Origin of the sequence: Cryobacterium mannosilyticum, from assembly GCF_004402705.1 — a bacterium.
GTDB lineage: Bacteria > Actinomycetota > Actinomycetes > Actinomycetales > Microbacteriaceae > Cryobacterium > Cryobacterium mannosilyticum.
This window is the reverse complement of record NZ_SOFM01000016.1, coordinates 124638-142009: the sequence shown is the minus strand read 5'-3', so window position 1 is coordinate 142009 and position 17372 is coordinate 124638. Positions and strand designations below refer to the sequence as shown.

Genomic DNA, 17372 nt, shown 5'->3' with positions numbered 1-17372 from the left:
GTTCGCCGAGGCAGGTGACCGGCTCAGCGGGAGAGTGCGACCTGGACGAGGGCCTCGATCAGGGATTCGGCGCTCGGCGCGTCGGCCACCACGTCGACCCGCAGTCCGATCGCCGCGGCGTCCTTCGCCGTGCGCGGGCCGATGCAGGCGACGACGGTGCTTTCAGGAACCGGTCCGAGCTGGTCCTGCACCTGTTGGGCGACGCTCCCCGAGGTGACGAGCAGCGCCTGCACCCGGCCGGCCGCGACGTCGGCCACGACCCGCTCATCGACCGGCACGCCAATGGTGCGGTAGGCGACGACCGATTCGACCTCGTGGCCGATCCGGCGCAGCCCCTCGGTGAGCAGCGGCTTGGCGATCTCCGACCGGAGGGTGAGGATGCGCAGCGGCACCACTCCCTGGGTAGCCGCCTCCCACTCGGACAGGAGGCCGCGGGCCGAATTGTCCTCGGAGGGGACGATGTCGACGCGATACCCGGCCGCGATCAGGGCAGCGGCGGTGGTCTCGCCGACGGCAGCGATCCGGGTTCCGGGGGCGACGACAGCACGGTGCGAGGACAGCACGTCGACGGTGGTGGCGCTGGTGACGGTCATCCAATCGAAATCGCCGGCGGCGAGCCTGGCCAGCGCCTCTTCGAGCGCGGGTGCATCGTCGGTCGCCGCGAAGTTGATCATCGGCGCGACGATCGGCTGCGCCCCCTTGGCGCGCAGATCGGCCGCGACGTGGTCGCCCCACGGGCCGCCGCGGGGCACCAGGATGCGCCAGCCGGTCAACGGCTTGGTCAGGTTCGGTTTGGTCTTGTAACGCCAGGTCATTACGAAGTCACCTTCATCGGGGCGAAGTCGGCAGCACCGCCGGAGAGCAGGTCTCGGGCCACACGTTCTGAGACGTCCTGGGCGGCGTCGACCAGGTGTGCCATGGAAAAGGATTCAGGCGTCGCAGCATGCGAGCTCACGACGCTTTGGGCACCATCTGGACTGTACACCGTCGCGGTGAGGAAGAGGAGACCGTCGTCGATGGCGGCCGTGGCGCCGATCGGCGCGGCGCACCCTGCCTCGAGGTGCGCGAGCACAAGCCGTTCCGCCGTCGTCGTGGCCTGGGTCGTCGCGTGGTTGATCGCGTCCAGCGCCCGGACCAGCGTGCGGTCCAGCCGGCCGGAGCGCACCTCGATCGCCAGGGCGCCCTGGCCCGGCGCGGTCGGCCAGGCGGACAGCTCGAGGAACTCCGGCTCGAAGGTGGTCAGCAGTCCGAGCCGGCCGAGACCGGCGGCCGCGAGCACGACGGCATCGAGGTCGCCGGGGACCACGCGACCCAGCCTGGTGTCGACGTTCCCGCGGAGGTCGACGATCTCGAGATCGGGGCGCACCTGGCGCAGCTGCGCCACCCGGCGCGGCGACCCGGTGCCGACCCGCGCGCCCTGGGGCAGGGTGGAGAGGGTGAAGCCGTCACGGGCGCAGAGCACGTCGCGGGCATCCGCTCGCTTGGGCGTGGCCCCGATGGCCAGACCCTCGTACGCTGCGGTGGGCAGGTCCTTGAAGGAGTGCACGACGAGGTCGCACTCACCGGCGAGGAGGGATTCGCGGAGGGCGCTGGCGAACACCCCGGTTCCGCCGAGGCTGGACAACGGCTCGGTGGAGGTGTCCCCGTGGGTGGTGACCTGGACGATCTCGACCTCGGCGCCCGCGGCGGCGGCGATCCGGTTGGCGATCTGCGTCGTCTGGGCGAGGGCGAGGGCGCTCCCGCGGGTGCCGACGCGAATTGCAGCACTCACGGTGCCATCCCCGCGACGGCAGGCTTGAATCCGAGGCGAACGTTCTCGCAGCAGCCGGGCCGGCACACGTCGTACCAGGGGCCGAGGTCCGTCATCGCGGGGCGTTCTTCGACGGGCACGTCGGTCAGGCGCTCGAGGACGAGGTCGACGAGTCCACTGACGTAGGCCGGGTCGACGCCGGGGGTGGGCACGCGCACCGAGAACAGGCCGTGTTCCCTGGCGGTTTCCGTTGCCTCGTTGTCGAGGTCCCACATGACCTCCATGTGGTCGCTCACGAAGCCGAGCGGCACGATCACGACGGCACGGATGCCCCGGGCCGGCAGCAGCGCGATGGCGTCGTTGATGTCGGGCTCGAGCCACGGCATGCTCGGCGGTCCGCTGCGCGACTGGAAGACCAGCTGCCAGGGGCTCTGGATCGGCTCCGCGACGGAGTCGCCGTCGATGACGACCTGCGCGACGGCCAGGTGCTGGGCCTTGTAGGCGCCACCCTCACCGAATCCGAGGGCCGCCGGGCCGCTCTTGGCGGCATCCGTCATGGGGATGGAGTGGGTGGAGAACAGGATCTCCACCTCGGTGGCCAGGTCGATGCCGGGGATGGAGGCGGCGACCTCCTCCAGGCCCTTCCGGACGCCGGTGATGAACGGCATCACGAAACCGGGGTGGTCGAAGAACTGGCGCACCTTGTCGATCTGCACGATGCCCTCGAGGCCGTTCACGGACAGCGCCTCGGCGAAGTCCTCGCGGTACTGGCGGCAGCCGGAGTAGGAGCTGTACGCGCTGGTGGCGATGGCGAGCAGCCGGTCCTGGCCGTTGGAGTGCGCCTCGGCGACGACGTCGCGCAGGTACGGTCCCCAGTTCCGGTTGCCCCAGAGCACGGGCAGGTCGATTCCGCGGCCGGCCAGCTCGACCTCGAGGGCCGCCTTGAGCACGCGGTTCTGGTTGTTGATCGGGCTGATCCCGCCGAAGTGGCGGTAGTGATGGGCCACCTCTTCGAGGCGCTCCTCCGGGATGCCGCGGCCTCGTGTGACGTTGCGCAGGAACGGGATCACGTCGTCCTGGCCCTCCGGCCCGCCGAATCCGGCGAGCAGGACGGCGTCGTAGCGCGCCACTACTGCAGCACCTCGACGAGTTCGGCGGTGCCGATGCGGCGCCCGGTGTAGAACGGGATCTCCTCGCGGACGTGCCGGCGGGCTTCGGTCTCGCGCAGGCCCCGCATGAGGTCGACGAGTTCGGTGAGTTCGTCGCTTTCGATCGGCAGGAGCCATTCGTAGTCGCCGAGGGCGAACGCGGAGACCGTGTTGGCGATCGCGCCGCGGTAGGCGGCACCCTTGCGGCCGTGGTCGGCGAGCATGGCGCTCCGCTCGGCCTCGGGGAGCAGGTACCACTCGTAGCTGCGCACGAAGGGGTAGACCGTCAGCCAGCCCTTCGGTTCGACTCCGCGGAGGAACCCGGGCACGTGGCTCTTGTTGAACTCGGCGTCCCGGTGCACGCCCATCGCGTTCCAGGTGGGGAGCAGGCTCTTGAGCAGGCGGCTGCGGCGCAGCTCCCGGTTGGCCCACTGCAGGGACTCGGCCTCGGGCGCGTGGGTCCAGATCATCACGTCGGCGTCGGCGCGCAGCCCGGAGACATCGTAGAAGCCGCGCACGGTCACACCCTCCGCCTCGACGAGCTCAACCACGTCATCGAGCTCGAGAACGGCGTGCGGCACGTCGCGGCCGTCGAGGTCATCCGGGTTGCTCGGGTCCTTGCGCAGGACCGTGAACAGCGTGAACCCCTGGGGGGATGCCGCAGAGGCGTCGGCCGCTGACGGGGTCTCAGCGGGACTGGTCGGGTGGAGTGGGTTTACTGCCTCTCCGGCAGCCGGGTGAGTCATGAGTACTAGTCTCTACTTCTTTGCGACCAGAGCCAAAAGACGCGCCCGGTGCCCGCGGGGGCGCCGGTGTTCCCGGCGGTGGTTCAGCGGTCCTGCACGGCCTTGACGCCGAGCCAGACCGCCGCGCCGGCGACCAGGGCAGCGGCGACGGCGATCCCGGCCAGGGCGGCCGGGTTGTCCTCGCCGAGGCGGTACAGCCGGAGCTTGAGCAGCCGCACCCGGTAGCGGAGCTGCTTGGGAAGGTTGAGCTTGTACTCGATCGCATCGAGCGTGCGCGCGAGTTCCGCCCTGGCCGTCATCGCGTCGGCGCGCAGTTCGGCCTTCGAACGATGAACGGCGGCGTCGCCGGGGACGACGACCGTCTTCGCCTGGCTTCCGGTCCTGGTCTTGTCGTCAGTGCTCATACTCGCCAACTCCCTTGAACGCGTCAACGTCGTGCCGGATGCTTGCCGCGATTCCCTCTGGATCGGGGGCAGTGGCGGCCTTCACCCGGTTCACCCCGACGAGGACCAGGAGCGCCGCGATCAGCAGCAGCGCCACCGCCACGATCAGCGTGGCGAGCCAGAGCGGCAGCACCAGCGCTAGGGCGATCACGGCGAGCGCGATCAGCACGATCACGGCGAGGAAGGCGAAGACGCCGGCCACGGCGAACAGGCCGATGCCGAGTCCGATGTTCTTCGCCTTGCCGGCCACCTCGGCCTTGAAGGCGTCGAGTTCCGCCTTGACGAGGGCGATGATCTGGCCGGGCAGCTCGCCGAGCAGCACGACGAGCGATCGCTTCGTCCTGGGGTTGAAACCATTCGGGTTGAATCCGCTGTTGCTCACAGCTGCCCCTTCCTTCGCTTCCTGGGAGTGCGCGGCTGTTACCTGGTGGCGGCGTCGTCGGACGCGGGCGTCTCGGCGGTCTTCGCCGCGGACGTGGCTGCGGGCTTTGCCGCGGCGGGTTTGGTTGCCGCGGCGGGTTTGGTTGCCGCGGCGGGTTTGGTTGCCGCGGGGGCGGCGGGACTGTACGCGGTTCCGCCGGCGTCACCGGGCCCGGTGGTCCTGGCCTGCACGGCCGTGACGATCTTCTTGCCGGCGTCGAACAGGGCGGACGGCACGTCGCCGACCCGTTCGAGGGCGAAGTCGCGCACTTCTGTCACACGGCGTTGCACGGGCGGGGCGCTCCACAGGTTCTCAGCGGCAGCCACAATCTGGTCGTAGCGCTTGCGTCCGGCACGGGCGCCCAGGACGTAGCCCACGAGCCCACCTGTGATGAAGAGAAGCTTTCCCCGCATTGTCACTCCATTCCTCGAGGTTCATGTATCTCACCAGCGTATCCCTCCACGGGTTCACGCGCAGGGTCAAGCCGGAGCGACCCTGGTTGTCGGGGCTATTCCCAGCCTCCGGGCCGGCAGTTCAGATGCCGAGCGCCCCGTGCCTGACCCTGCCGGCAGCCGCGAGGGCGTCGGGGATCACCGACGCAAGCCCGGTGCCGGCGAGCCAGGCACCGGTCAACTCCAGCCCGGGCGTCGCCTCGACGGCCGTGCGCACCTGCCGCACCCGGCCGGGCGCCCCGATGGTCGCCGGCGACAGGGCGTCGCCCCACAGCGTGCGGGCGAAACCGCGCACCGCGCCGGCGTCGAGGTCGACTCCGAAGATGGCGGACGCGTCCCGCAGGGCGAGGGCGAGCAACTCTGCGTCGGACAGGTCGGCTGTCGGGCCGGCCGTGCCGGCCCGGCCATAGGAGAGACGGATGACGTGGCACCCCGGTCCGGCCGCCTCGGCGAGCCAGCCCCACTTCGCGGTCGCGTGGGTGAGCGCCTTGGCGGTCACGCCGGGGGTGCCGGCCGCGACGAGGGCTCCCGTTCCCCGGGGGTGCGCGTCCAGCTGGGGCGCGTCGAGGACGATGGTGGCCAGTTCGACCGCGGTGGTCTCCGGCCAGTCGAGCCCGGCGAGTGCTGCCAGTTCGGGGCTGAGGCCGGAGACCAGGCGAAGAGCCGGGGCGCCCGGGGTCGCGAGGATCACGAAGCGGGCCTCCCGGTCGCGGGTCGCGGGCAGTGCGGCAGGTTCGGCGGCTCCAGCAGCGGAACCGCCCGGCAGATCAGTGGCCGGGGCCTCGGCAGGCGCCTCGTGGGCCGGCACCTCGTGCCGCACGACCCAGGTCTGTTCTCCGCCAGCGGGCACACCGGCGTCGTCGGGCACACCGGCGTCGTCGGGCACACCGGCGTCGTCGGGCACACCGGCGTCGTCGGGCACGCCCGCGTCGTCGGGCACGCCGGCCCGCCGCAGGGTCGTGACCGGGGCATCCGTCACGATCTCGACCCCGAAATGGTCGAGGTCGGCCACGAGCGCGGACACCAGCCGGGACATGCCGCCGCGCAGGCCCGCCACGGCGGAGCCGGCCGGGGCCGCGGAGCGGAGGGACAGGACCGCGCCCGACAGCGAGCCTGCCGTGGTCAGGGCTGCATTCAGCCCGGGGGCGACGACGTCGATCTCGAGGTCGTCCGCCGCGGAGGAGTAGACCCCCGCGGTGACGGGCTCGACGAGCCGTTCGAGCACGCGGCGGCCCATCCGTTTGCGCACGAGGTCGCCCAGGCTGTGCTCGCGGCCGATCGTGAGCACCGGCATCAGCCGGTCGAGGTAGGCGCGCCAGGCGCCGCTCCAGCCGATCACGCGGCGCACGTCGTCGGCCAGCGGGGAACCGGGGATCCCGAGCACCCCGGCCTGGGGCAGGGGGACGCTGACCGACCCGCCGGCCGGGCCCTCGGCGGGCAGGTGCAGCCAGGCGCCGGCCGGGTTCGGCGCGACGACGTCGCCGGTCAGGCCGAGCGAGTCGACGAACTCGGCGACCGCGTTGCGGCGCACCGCGAAGCTCTCGGCCCCGCTGTCCAGGGTCAGCCCGGCGACCTCGTGGCTTGCGACCGCCCCGCCCACCGCGGGTGTCGCCTCGAGCACGGTCACCGTGAGGCCGACCCGGGCGCACGCCCTGGCCGCGACGAGGCCGGCCACACCCCCGCCGATGACGATGACGTCCTGCATGTGCTTCTCAGCTCCCGGGTCGGCGAACGGTCAGGACGCGACCGGGGCGGAGGCGCCGAGCTCGTGCACGAACGAGACCAGCCGGGTGAGCACGTTCGGGTCGGTCAGCGGCGGGACACCGTGGCCGAGGTTGAGCACATGGGCCGGCGCGGTGCGGCCGCGCTCGAGCACGTCGAGCACGTGCGCCTCGAGCACGGGCCACGGCGCGGCGAGCAGGGCCGGGTCGACGTTGCCCTGCACGGGAACCACTCCGCCGAGGCGGCGATTGGCCTCGTCCAGCGGCACCCGGTAGTCGACTCCGACGACGTCGGCGCCCACCCCGTGCATCTCCTTGAGGAGCTCCCCCGTGCCGACGCCGAAGTGCACCACCGGCACGTTGCGGCGGGTGGCCGTCTCCGCGCCGGTCTGGTCGGCATCCGTGGGGAGCCCGTTCTCGGTGTAGGTGAGGTCGCGCACGTGCGCGATCGCCGCAGCGGATGCCGGCGCGACGTACCGGGTGTAGTCGTCCAGCGACAGGGCCCCGGCCCAGGAGTCGAAGAGCTGGGCGGCGCTGGCCCCGGCCAGCACCTGCGCACGCAGGAACCGGCCGGTCACCTCGGCGGTCCAGGCCATCAGGGCGGCCCAGGCGTCGGGGTCGGCGTGCATCAGGGTGCGGGCGTTGATGTGGTCCTTCGACGGTCCGCCCTCGACCAGGTAGGCGGCCAGGGTGAACGGGGCTCCGGCGAAGCCGATCAGCGGGGTCTCGCCGAGCTCGGCGACCGTGCGCGCGACCGCCTGGCGGATCGGGGCGAGGCTCGTGTCGAGCACGGCCGGGTCGAGGGCGGTCAGCTCGGCGACGTCCTTGGCCGTGCGCACGGCCTTGCCGAGCACCGGGCCCATGCCGGCGACGATCTCGACGTCCACGCCGACCAGCTTGAGCGGGATCACGATGTCGCTGAACAGGATGCCCGCGTCGACGTTGTGCCGGCGCACCGGCTGCAGGGTGATCTCGCTGGCCATCTCGGGGTCGAGGCAGGCGTCGAGCATCCGGGTGCCCACCCGGAGGGAACGGTATTCGGGCAGGGAGCGGCCGGCCTGGCGCATGAACCAGACGGGGGTCACCTCCGGGCGGGTGCCCTGGTAGGCCCGGATGAGACGGGCGTCGGCGGTGAGTCCGGATGCGAGGGGGTGTTGCGCGTCAAGGTTCATTTGTCTCAATTCTGTCAAACTTCACACACCCGGGCGATTCGACCCCCAGAATCGCAAAGTAGACTCCAACGGTGTTGATCTGCCTGTCCGCCAGCCACAAGAACTCCAGCTTCGACGTGCTGGAGCGGTTGTCTGTCGGTGCGGACGACGCCGCGGCCGGCATCCTGGAGCGCCACCCGGCCCTGGTCGGGGCCGTCGTCGTGGCCACCTGCAACCGCTTCGAGGCCTACCTCGACCTGGACGAACCCACCGGCACCTCTCCCCTCTCCGCGGTGCGGGCCGCGATCGACGGCGTCAGCGCGAGCACCGGCGTGGCCGCCGAGGTGCTGCGGGACACCCTCGAACTCGTGCACGGCAACACCGTGGCCGAACATCTCTTCGCCGTCACCAGCGGCCTCGAATCCGTCGTCGTCGGCGAGGGCGAGATCGCCGGCCAGGTGCGGCGCTCACTCGAACAGGCCCGGCAGGTGGGCACCACGAGCCCCGAGCTGGAGCGCCTCTTCCAGCGCGCGTCGCAGACCTCCCGCGGGATCAAGAACCGCACCGGCCTCGGCGCCGCCGGCCGCTCGCTCGTGCGGCTCGCCCTCGAACTGGCCGAAAGCCGCATCCCCGACTGGACCGAGACCCAGGTGCTCCTGGTCGGAACCGGTCGCTACGCCGGGGCCTCCCTGGCGGCGCTGCGCGACCTCGGCGCCGAGAACGTGCGGGTCTACTCCCCCTCGGGCCGCGCCCGCAAGTTCGCATCGTCGCACCAGATCACCGCGGTCGCCGAGTCGGACTTCGCCGTGGCGGCCGCGAGCGCCGACCTCATCCTCACCTGCACGACCGTCGAGCACCACGTGATCACCGCCGCACTGCTCCGGGCCGGGCTCGCCCAGGGTGAGGCCCCGGCGGATGCCGCACCGCCGGCAACCGTGTGCCCGGTCGGCGAGATGCCCGGGTCGTCGCTCTCTCCTGAGGCCCCCGCTCCGCAGCGGCTGATCATCGACCTCGGCCTGCCGCGCAACGTCGACCCCGATGTGACCGAGCTGGCCGGCGTGGAGTTGCTCGACCTCGAGACCATCCGCATCCACGCCCCGCTCGAAGAGCTCAATGCCACCAGCGACGCCCGCCTCCTCGTCGGACGGGCCGCCCGCAAGTTCTCCGCCGTCGCCGAGGAGCAGAGCCTCGCCCCCGCCGTCGTCGCCCTGCGCAGCCACATCTTCGGCATCCTCGACGCGGAGATCGAGCGGGCCCGCCACCGCAGCGACTCCAGCGAGCAGACCGAGGCGGCACTGCGGCACCTGGCCAGCGTGCTCCTGCACACGCCGATGGTGCGCTCCAGGGAGCTTGCGCGGGCCGGCGAGCAGGCCGCGTTCCTGACCGGCCTCGACGCGATGTTCGGCATCCAGGTCGACCTGCCCGCCGTCTCCGGCACCCCGGGCGACGTCGAGATCTCCCCCGCCGCCTCATGACCGCGGCCGTCCTCGTGCGCCGGCCGTCATGAGTGAACCGGGGTCGCACGGCGCGTTCCCGTTCGACGCCCACCCGGTCCGAACCCGGCGCCTGCTGCTCCGCCCGCTGACCGCGTCCGACGCCGAGGAGGTCGCCGCCTACCAGGGCCTGCCCGACGTGGTGCGGTACCTGCCGTGGCCGGTTCGGAGTCCCGAGGAATCGCGGGAGCACACCATCACCCGCGCCGGGTTCACCCGGCTGGCCGAGGACGGCGACGCCCTCATCCTCGCCGCGGAACTCGTCGGCGCGGCCGGAGCGCCCGGGCCCGTGATCGGCGACCTCAGCGTGTTCCTCAAAAGCCGGGAGCACGCCCAGGTCGCGGTCGGCTGGGTCTTCCACCCCGCCTGGCACGGCCAGGGCTTCGCCACCGAAGCCGCCGGCGCCCTGCTCGACCTCGCGTTCGGGGAGTTGGGCGCGCACCGGGTGTTCGCCGAACTCGATCCGCGGAACGAAGCATCCGCCGCCCTCTGCCTGCGGCTGGGGATGCGCCTCGAGGCGCACTTCGTCGAGAACGAGTTCGTCACGGGCGAGTGGTCCGACCTGCAGGTGTTCGCGATCCTGGCCCGCGACCGGCCGGCCGCGGGATGAAGGCGGTCTGGTTCGACCGCTTCGGCGCGTTGCCCGAACTGCGGGAGGTGCCCGACCCGGTCGCCTCCCCAACGGGCGTCGTCGTGCGAGTGGAGGCGACCGGCCTCTGCCGCAGCGACTGGCACGGCTGGCTCGGGCACGACCCCGGAATCGCGCTGCCGCACGTTCCGGGCCACGAACTCGTCGGGGTGATCGATTCGGTCGGACCCCTGGTGCGCCGGTTCCGGGTCGGCCAGCGCGTCACGGTTCCGTTCGTCTGCGCCTGCGGCGACTGCCCGGATTGCGCGGCGGGAAACGGGCAGGTCTGCCGCAACCAGACCCAGCCGGGCTTCACCCACTGGGGTTCCTACGCCGAACTGGTCGCGCTGCACCACGCCGACGTCAATCTCATCGCCGTGCCGGACGGTCTCGACGCGGGGGCGGCCGCCCTGCTGGGCTGCCGATTCGCCACCGCCTACCGTGGCCTGGCCCACCAGGCCCGACTGGCTGCCGGTGAGACGCTCGTCGTCGTCGGCTGCGGCGGCGTCGGGCTCTCCGCGGTGATGATCGGCGCCGCCCTCGGCGCGACGGTGATCGCGGTGGACATCAGCGGGCCTGCCCTCGGCGCGGCCGCCCGGTGCGGGGCCGCGCACACGGTCGATTCCGCCGGCCTGGACGACGACGAGGTTCTCGCCCGCATCCGCGCCGCCGCCGGAAGCGCGGGCGTGCAGGTCAGCGTCGAGGCGCTCGGCCGGGAGGACACGGTCTCCATCGCCATCCGCTCCCTGGCCGCCCGCGGTCGCCACGTGCAGATCGGCCTGCTGGCGGAGGACCCGCGGATACCGCTCGGCGACGTCATCGCCCGGGAGTTGACGGTGCTCGGCAGCCACGGGATGTCCGCCGCCGACTACCCGGCGCTGCTCGCCCTGGTCGAATCGGGCCGGTTGCGCCCCGAGACCCTGGTCAGCCGGAGGATCACCCTGGCCGAGGCGCCGGCCGCCCTCGCGGCGATGTCGGACCCGGTGCCGCCGGCCGGCGTCACCCTGATCGAGGTCGCCCCGCGCCCCGCCCCGCGCCCCGCCTCCACTTCAGGCCGCGTCGCCAATTCAGGCTGAGCCCGCGGCTGAGCCGCGGGCCGGCGCGGGCTACGCTCCGCGGAGGCGCTCGGCGAGGTAGGCGTCGAGCTTGTCCAGCGGCACGCGCTCCTGCGCCATGGTGTCGCGGTCGCGCACGGTGACGGCCTGGTCCTCGAGCGAGTCGAAGTCGACCGTGACGCAGTACGGCGTGCCGATCTCGTCCTGGCGACGGTAGCGGCGGCCGATCGCACCGGCGTCGTCGAAGTCCACGTTCCACGACTCGCGGAGGCGGGCGGCGAGCGCCTTGGCCATCGGCGAGAGCGCCTCGTTCCGGGACAACGGCAGCACGGCGACCTTGATCGGCGCCAGGCGCCGGTCGAGCCTCAGCACGGTGCGCTTGTCGACGCCGCCCTTCGCGTTCGGCACCTCTTCCTCGTGGTACGCGTCAACCAGGAAGGCCATCAGCGAACGGGTCAGGCCGGCGGCCGGCTCGATCACGTAGGGAACCCAGCGCTCGTTCTTGGTCTGGTCGAAGTAGGACAGGTCCTTGCCGGATGCCGCGGCGTGCGTCTTCAGGTCGAAGTCGGTGCGGTTCGCCACGCCCTCGAGCTCGCCGAATTCGCTGCCGCTGAACCCGAAGCGGTACTCGATGTCCACGGTGCGCTTGGAGTAGTGGGAGAGCTTCTCGGCGGGGTGCTCGAACAAACGCAGGTTGTCGGCGTCGATGCCGAGGCCGGTGTACCACGCCATCCGCTGGTCGATCCAGTACTGGTGCCATTCCTCGTCCGTGCCGGGCTCGACGAAGAACTCCATCTCCATCTGCTCGAACTCGCGGGTGCGGAAGATGAAGTTGCCCGGGGTGATCTCGTTGCGGAAGCTCTTGCCGATCTGGCCGATGCCGAACGGCGGCTTCATCCGGGCGGCCTGCAGCACATTGGCGAAGTTCACGAAGATGCCCTGGGCTGTCTCCGGCCGCAGGTACTGCATGCCGGTCTCGTCGTCGACCGGGCCGAGGTAGGTTTTGAGCAGGCCGGAGAACGCGCGCGGTTCGGTCCAGATGTGCCGGTTGCCGCAGTTCGGGCAGGGGATGCCGTCGATGCCGCCCTCGGGCGGGCGGCCCTTCTTCTCCTCGAATTCCTCCTCGAGGTGGTCGGCCCGGAAGCGCTTGTGGCAGCTCGTGCACTCCACCAGCGGGTCGGAGAAGACCTCGACGTGGCCGGATGCCTCCCACACCTTGCGGGGCAGGATCACCGAGGAGTCCAGGCCCACCACATCGTCGCGGCTGGTGACCATGAAGCGCCACCACTGCTTCTTGATGTTCTCCTTCAGCTCCACCCCGAGCGGCCCGTAGTCCCACGCGGAGCGGGATCCGCCGTAGATTTCACCGGCCTGGAAGACGAACCCGCGGTGGCGGGCGAGGGCGATGACGGAATCGAGGCGGGTGGGGGCGGCCACGGTGGCTCCAATGGTCGAGGGTGGGAGAGTGTGTCGCGAGCGGGCGGAAGCCCGGCGGGCGCTCAGCCCATTTTAGGCGTTTGCCGCCGCTCCGCCGCCACGCTGTTAGCCTTGCTAAGGAATCCCGCAGTCCTTGCGGTACCTCAAGGGAGAGATCATGGGCACCAGGCCCCGCACGCCACACGAGTCAACCGAGGGGGCTGGGGTGCTGGATCGGGATCCGGCCCTGCTGGCCGTAGCCCTCGACCAGACCACGCACGACGCGGAGGAGGCCCACTGGACCCCCGCGAAGATCGCCATCTGGGGCGGCATCTCGCTGCTCGGTGGCCTCAGCTGGGTGATGCTGGCCGTGGTTCGCGGGGAGACCGTCAACGCCATCTGGTTCGTCTTCGCGGCCGTCTGCACCTACCTCATCGGCTACCGCTTCTACTCGAACTACATCCAGAAGCACCTGCTGAGGCCCGATGACCGGCGGGCCACCCCGGCCGAGTACAAGGCCGACGGCAAAGACTACGCCGCCACCGACCGCCGCGTGCTCTTCGGCCACCACTTCGCCGCGATCGCCGGCGCCGGACCGCTCGTCGGCCCCGTGCTGGCCGCGCAGATGGGGTACCTGCCCGGCACGATCTGGATCATCGTCGGCGTCGTCCTCGCCGGCGCGGTGCAGGACTACCTGGTGCTGTTCTTCTCGATGCGGCGCGGCGGCCGCTCCCTCGGCCAGATGGCCAGGGACGAACTCGGCAAGGTCGGCGGCACGGCCGCGCTCATCGCGACCCTGGCCATCATGGTGATCATCGTGGCCATCCTCGCCCTCGTCGTCGTCAACGCCCTCGCCGCCAGCCCCTGGGGCGTCTTCTCGGTCGGGATGACCATCCCGATCGCGCTGCTCATGGGCTGCTACCTGCGCTTCTTCCGCCCGGGCAAGGTCACCGAGGTCTCGATCATCGGTTTCATCCTGCTCCTGGCCGCCATCGTCGGCGGCGGGATGATCTCGAGCACCGAGTGGGGTGCGGCGTTCTTCCACGTCGACCCGCTTCCGCTCGCGATCGGCATCATCATCTACGGTTTCGTGGCCGCCATCCTGCCGGTCTGGCTGTTGCTGGCCCCGCGGGACTACCTCTCCACCTTCATGAAGATCGGCACGATCGGCATGCTCGCGATCGCCATCATCATCGTTCGCCCGGAGATCTCGGTGCCGGCCTTCAGCGAGTTCACCGCCAACGGCGGCCCCGTCGTGAGCGGTTCGCTCTTCCCGTTCCTCTTCGTCACGATCGCCTGCGGCGCCCTCTCCGGCTTCCACGCCCTGATCGCCTCCGGCACGACGCCGAAACTGATCGAGAAGGAGCGCCAGACCCGGTTCATCGGCTACGGCGGAATGCTGATGGAGTCGTTCGTCGCGATCATGGCCCTGGTGGCCGCCGTGTCGATCGACCGCGGCATCTACTTCGCGATGAACTCCTCGCCCGCACTCACCGGCGGCACCGTGGAGGGCGCCGTCGCGTTCGTGAACAGCCTCGGCCTGACCGGCGTCAACCTGACCCCGGACATGCTCACCCAGACGGCGAAGGATGTCGGTGAGGCCAGCATCGTGTCCCGCACCGGCGGCGCTCCCACCCTCTCGGTCGGCCTGGCCCACATCATGCAGCAGGTCGCCGGCGGCAGCGGGATGATGGCGTTCTGGTACCACTTCGCGATCATGTTCGAAGCGCTGTTCATCCTGACCGCCGTCGACGCCGGCACCCGGGTGGCCCGGTTCATGCTCCAGGACAGCCTGGGCAACTTCTTCCCGAAATTCAAGAACACGTCCTGGCGCGCGGGCGCGTGGCTCACGACCGGGATCATGGTCCTGGCCTGGGGCGCCGTGCTGATCATGGGAGTCACCGACCCGCTCGGCGGCATCAACACCCTGTTCCCGCTCTTCGGAATCGCCAACCAGCTCCTCGCGGCCATCGCGCTGGCCGTCTGTATGGCCATCGTCGCCAAGCGCGGGATGTTCACGTACCTGTGGATCGTGGCCCTGCCGCTGGCCTTCGCCGCCGTCGTGACCATCTCGGCGTCATTCCTGAAGATCTTCTCCACCGTTCCGGCGGTGGGCTACTTCGCCCAGAACCGCGCCTTCTCCGAGGCGCTGGCGGCCGGCGAGACGAGCTTCGGAACCGCGAAGACCGTGGCCGCGATGGAGGCCGTCGTGCGCAACACGATGGTGCAGGGCATCCTGTCGGTGCTCTTCGTCGTGCTGGCGATCATCGTCATGGTGACCGCGATCCAGGCCACCTGGCGCTCGTGGAAGAGCCGCGACTTCGGCACCAACGAAGACCCGGCCGTCCCGTCGCAGATGTTCGCCCCGTCCGGCTTCCTGCCGACACCGGCCGAGAAGGAACTCGGCGCCAGCTGGGAGGCCCAGGCCAGGCTGGAGAAGCCGGGTAAGGCTAAGCGCTGATGAACACCGTCGAGCTCCTGAAAAAGGGCGCCCGGGACCTTGCCTGGTTCGTCAAGGGCGTGATGGGGGAAGACGCCTACGACAAGTACAAGGCCCATCACGAGTCGCGGCACCCCGGGGCCGACGCGACCCCAGTGCTCACCGAGCGCGAGTTCTGGCGGGACCAGACCGACCGTCAGGACACCAACCCGCAGGGACGGTGCTGCTGAACCGGCACGCCCCGCTTCAGCGCACTGGGCGCCTGACCCGGCCCATGAACGGATGCCTCCCCGCCAACGCGGGGAGGCATCCGTTCGCCCGGCCCCGGTTCAGGTCGCCCGGCCCCGGTTCAGGTCGCCCGGCCCCGGTTCAGCTCAGCCGGCCGCGGCGCGTTCGGCCAGGATCTCGTCGACCGACGTGATGCTGATCAGCGGGGCGTAGAGGGCCATCACGTCGAGCGCGCGCCGGTGGTCGGCGTCGCTGAGGCCGGCACAGGCATCCGCCACCACCCGCACCCGCACGCCGTCGTCGGCCGCGGCCAGCGCCGTTGAGATCACGCAGCAATCGGTGGAGACGCCCGCGAGCACGATCTCGCGGGGGTCGTCGAGGGCCGCACGGGTCTCGGCGCTCCACTTGCCGAAGGTGGGCCGGTCGATCAGCCGGGCGTCCAGGGGCGGGATCTCGGGCACGAGGTCGTAGAGCGCACGGTTCGCCGGGTCGAGCGCGAACGGCCAGTCCTGGTAGTACGGGATCCAGGCTCCCGCGGGTTTCTCCGGTGCGAGGAACCGGGTCAGGGCGACCCGCTGGCCGAACGCGGGCCGGAGCCGGGCGGCGCCCGCCGCGGCCTCGGCGAAGCGTGGTGTGAACCAGTCGCTGCCCGGTTCGCCGAAGATGCGCTGCAGGTCGATCAGGACGAGCCACGAACCATTGTCCACGCCGGCAGCGGCGGCGGACCTGCCCGGGGAACCCTCCGGTGCGGCGCTCATGCCGGCAGGAGCTCCTCGGCCGCCTGGTCCTCGCCGGGGACCGGCAGGGCTTCCTGCGCCCGAACGGTTCCGCGGCCGAAGAGCAGGGTGCCGCCGAAGCCGATCACGAGCGCGGCGAGCACGCCGAGGTTGGCATAGGCCCACTCCCCGCCTCGGCCGCCGAGCCCGAAGGGGTCGAGCAGGTAGCCCTGCCAGGCGAGCCAGTCGGCGAAGCCGTTGGTGACCATGCCCCAGCCGACGATGGACCCGACCGCGATCAGTACGATCGAGAGCACCCGCACGCTGCCGTAGCGCCCGGCCGGGTCGAACAGTTCCTTCACCGCGTAGCTCTTCTTGCGAAGGAGGATGTCGGCCATGAAGATGCCGCACCACGCCGCGACGGGAACGCCGAGGGTGATCAGGAAGCCCTGGAACGGGCCGAGGAAGCTGCCCGCGAAGAAGACCACGTAGACCGCACCGAGCACCATCAGCACGCCGTCGATGCCGGCGGCGACGAACCGGGGCACCCTGACACCGGTGGTGAGCAGGGCCAGGCCGGAGGAGTAGATGTCGAGCACGGCGCCGCCGACGAGGCCGAGCACGGCCACCAGGGCGAAGGGGATGAGGAACCAGATCGGGAGGATCGTGGTGAGGGCCCCGATCGGGTCGACCGCGATCGCGCTGCTGAGCTCGGCGGAGGAACCGGCCAGGAGCAGCCCGAACAGGAGCAGGATGATCGGCGCCAGCGACGCGCCGAAGGTGGTCCAGGCGACGACGCCGGTGCTCGAGGCCGATCGGGGCAGGTAGCGGGAGTAGTCGGCTGCCGCGTTGACCCAGCCGAGTCCGAAGCCCGTCATCATGAACACGAGGGCGCCGATCACCTGCGGGGTGCCGCCGCCGGGGATCGCGGCGAGTGTGTCGAAGTTGATCTGGTCGGCGACGAGGATGACGTAGACCACCGTGAGGATTCCGGTGATGATCGTGATCCACTTCTGCAGCTTCATGATGAAGTCGAAGCCGAGCACCCCGCCGACGACGATCAGCGCGGCCACCACCACGAGTGCGACGACCTTGGTCAGGATGCCGCCCTCCCAGCCGAGCTCGGTGAACACGGTCGCCGTGGCGAGCACGGCGAGGGAGGCGAGCACGGTCTCCCAGCCCACGGTGAGCAGCCAGGACAGCGCCGACGGCACCCGGTTGCCGTTGATGCCGAAGGCGGCCCGGCTGAGCGTCATCGTCGGGGCGTGGCCGCGCTTGCCGGAGAGTGCGATGAAACCGCAGAACAGGAACGAGACGATGATGCCGACGAGCCCCACGATCGTCGCCTGCCACAGGGAGATGCCGAAGCCCAGCAGGAAGGAGCCGTAGCTGATGCCGAGCACCGAGACGTTGGCGGCGAACCACGGCCAGAAGAGGTCCCGGGGGTGCCCCTTGTGCTCGCTCGAATGGATCGCGTTGATGCCGTTCAGCTCGATCTCCAGGGCCGAGCCCGCGGCCCGGCCTTCTGCGTCGATCAGCGGTGGGGTGGACATGTGAAGGTCCT

Annotated in this window: 17 protein-coding genes; 5 read left to right on the top strand and 12 right to left on the bottom strand. The window is 70.9% G+C overall.

All coding sequences use genetic code 11. From position 1 onward, the window contains the following. Window positions 1–23 precede the first annotated feature (23 nt). The 9 genes from E3O32_RS06555 to hemE all read right to left on the bottom strand — a co-directional run bounded on the left by E3O32_RS06555 (window position 24) and on the right by hemE (window position 7853). Window positions 24–815 (bottom strand): uroporphyrinogen-III synthase, encoded by a 792-nt coding sequence (locus E3O32_RS06555; protein WP_134507805.1) that lies wholly within the window; start codon window positions 813–815, stop codon window positions 24–26. Next, on the bottom strand, window positions 815–1771 hold the full coding sequence (gene hemC, locus E3O32_RS06550; protein WP_241974662.1) for a hydroxymethylbilane synthase: 957 nt from the start codon (window positions 1769–1771) through the stop codon (window positions 815–817). Before hemC ends, E3O32_RS06555 begins: the two co-directional genes overlap by 1 nt. Beyond that, on the bottom strand, window positions 1768–2880 hold the full coding sequence (locus tag E3O32_RS06545; protein WP_134507803.1) for a ferrochelatase: 1113 nt from the start codon (window positions 2878–2880) through the stop codon (window positions 1768–1770). Before E3O32_RS06545 ends, hemC begins: the two co-directional genes overlap by 4 nt. Further along, complete coding sequence (gene hemQ, locus E3O32_RS06540) at window positions 2880–3644, bottom strand: hydrogen peroxide-dependent heme synthase (RefSeq protein ID WP_134507801.1); 765 nt, start codon at window positions 3642–3644, stop codon at window positions 2880–2882. Before hemQ ends, E3O32_RS06545 begins: the two co-directional genes overlap by 1 nt. 83 nt (window positions 3645–3727) lie before the next feature. After that, complete coding sequence (locus tag E3O32_RS06535) at window positions 3728–4048, bottom strand: DUF3618 domain-containing protein (RefSeq protein ID WP_134507799.1); 321 nt, start codon at window positions 4046–4048, stop codon at window positions 3728–3730. Further along, window positions 4038–4469, bottom strand: coding sequence for a phage holin family protein (locus tag E3O32_RS06530; protein ID WP_134507797.1), 432 nt, complete (start codon window positions 4467–4469; stop codon window positions 4038–4040). The genes E3O32_RS06535 and E3O32_RS06530 overlap by 11 nt, the downstream gene beginning before the upstream one ends. Window positions 4470–4507: 38 nt before the next feature. Further along, window positions 4508–4921 carry a hypothetical protein gene (locus E3O32_RS17215; protein WP_166790794.1) on the bottom strand — a complete coding sequence of 138 codons (414 nt, stop codon included), beginning with the start codon at window positions 4919–4921 and terminating at the stop codon, window positions 4508–4510. Between the two features lie 121 nt (window positions 4922–5042). After that, window positions 5043–6665, bottom strand: a complete 1623-nt coding sequence (locus E3O32_RS06520; RefSeq protein WP_134507793.1) for a protoporphyrinogen/coproporphyrinogen oxidase — start codon at window positions 6663–6665, stop codon at window positions 5043–5045. A 30-nt stretch (window positions 6666–6695) separates the two neighbouring features. After that, window positions 6696–7853: a uroporphyrinogen decarboxylase gene (gene hemE, locus E3O32_RS06515; protein ID WP_134507791.1), complete on the bottom strand. Its 1158-nt coding sequence runs from the start codon at window positions 7851–7853 to the stop codon at window positions 6696–6698. 71 nt (window positions 7854–7924) lie between these two features. Here hemE and E3O32_RS06510 point away from each other — a divergent pair, with 71 nt between their 5' ends. The 3 genes from E3O32_RS06510 to E3O32_RS06500 are packed head-to-tail and all read left to right on the top strand — an operon-like array spanning window position 7925 to window position 11029. Next, on the top strand, window positions 7925–9307 hold the full coding sequence (locus tag E3O32_RS06510) for a glutamyl-tRNA reductase (protein WP_134507789.1): 1383 nt from the start codon (window positions 7925–7927) through the stop codon (window positions 9305–9307). 28 nt (window positions 9308–9335) lie between these two features. Continuing rightward, window positions 9336–9935, top strand: coding sequence for a GNAT family N-acetyltransferase (locus tag E3O32_RS06505; protein WP_134507788.1), 600 nt, complete (start codon window positions 9336–9338; stop codon window positions 9933–9935). Beyond that, window positions 9932–11029 (top strand): alcohol dehydrogenase catalytic domain-containing protein, encoded by a 1098-nt coding sequence (locus E3O32_RS06500; protein WP_134507785.1) that lies wholly within the window; start codon window positions 9932–9934, stop codon window positions 11027–11029. The genes E3O32_RS06505 and E3O32_RS06500 overlap by 4 nt, the downstream gene beginning before the upstream one ends. A 30-nt stretch (window positions 11030–11059) precedes the next feature. On the opposite strand, the gene E3O32_RS06495 is transcribed toward E3O32_RS06500, so the two are convergent. Then, window positions 11060–12445 carry a glycine--tRNA ligase gene (locus E3O32_RS06495; protein WP_134507784.1) on the bottom strand — a complete coding sequence of 462 codons (1386 nt, stop codon included), beginning with the start codon at window positions 12443–12445 and terminating at the stop codon, window positions 11060–11062. 157 nt (window positions 12446–12602) lie between these two features. Here E3O32_RS06495 and E3O32_RS06490 point away from each other — a divergent pair, with 157 nt between their 5' ends. Together E3O32_RS06490 and E3O32_RS06485 are read left to right on the top strand one after the other, a co-directional pair. After that, window positions 12603–14885, top strand: a complete 2283-nt coding sequence (locus E3O32_RS06490) for a carbon starvation CstA family protein (RefSeq protein WP_134507782.1) — start codon at window positions 12603–12605, stop codon at window positions 14883–14885. After that, window positions 14885–15094: a YbdD/YjiX family protein gene (locus E3O32_RS06485; protein ID WP_134507780.1), complete on the top strand. Its 210-nt coding sequence runs from the start codon at window positions 14885–14887 to the stop codon at window positions 15092–15094. The genes E3O32_RS06490 and E3O32_RS06485 overlap by 1 nt, the downstream gene beginning before the upstream one ends. Before the next feature lie 144 nt (window positions 15095–15238). Here the strand turns inward: E3O32_RS06485 and E3O32_RS06480 are convergent, their stop codons facing one another. Then, a complete protein-coding gene (locus E3O32_RS06480) occupies window positions 15239–15850 on the bottom strand; it encodes a cysteine hydrolase family protein (protein WP_134507778.1) in 612 nt (203 codons plus the stop codon). Then, the gene (locus E3O32_RS06475; RefSeq protein WP_134507776.1) at window positions 15847–17361 is read right to left on the bottom strand and encodes a purine-cytosine permease family protein; all 1515 of its coding nucleotides are present in this window, start codon (window positions 17359–17361) and stop codon (window positions 15847–15849) included. The genes E3O32_RS06480 and E3O32_RS06475 overlap by 4 nt, the downstream gene beginning before the upstream one ends. Window positions 17362–17372: the final 11 nt, after the last annotated feature.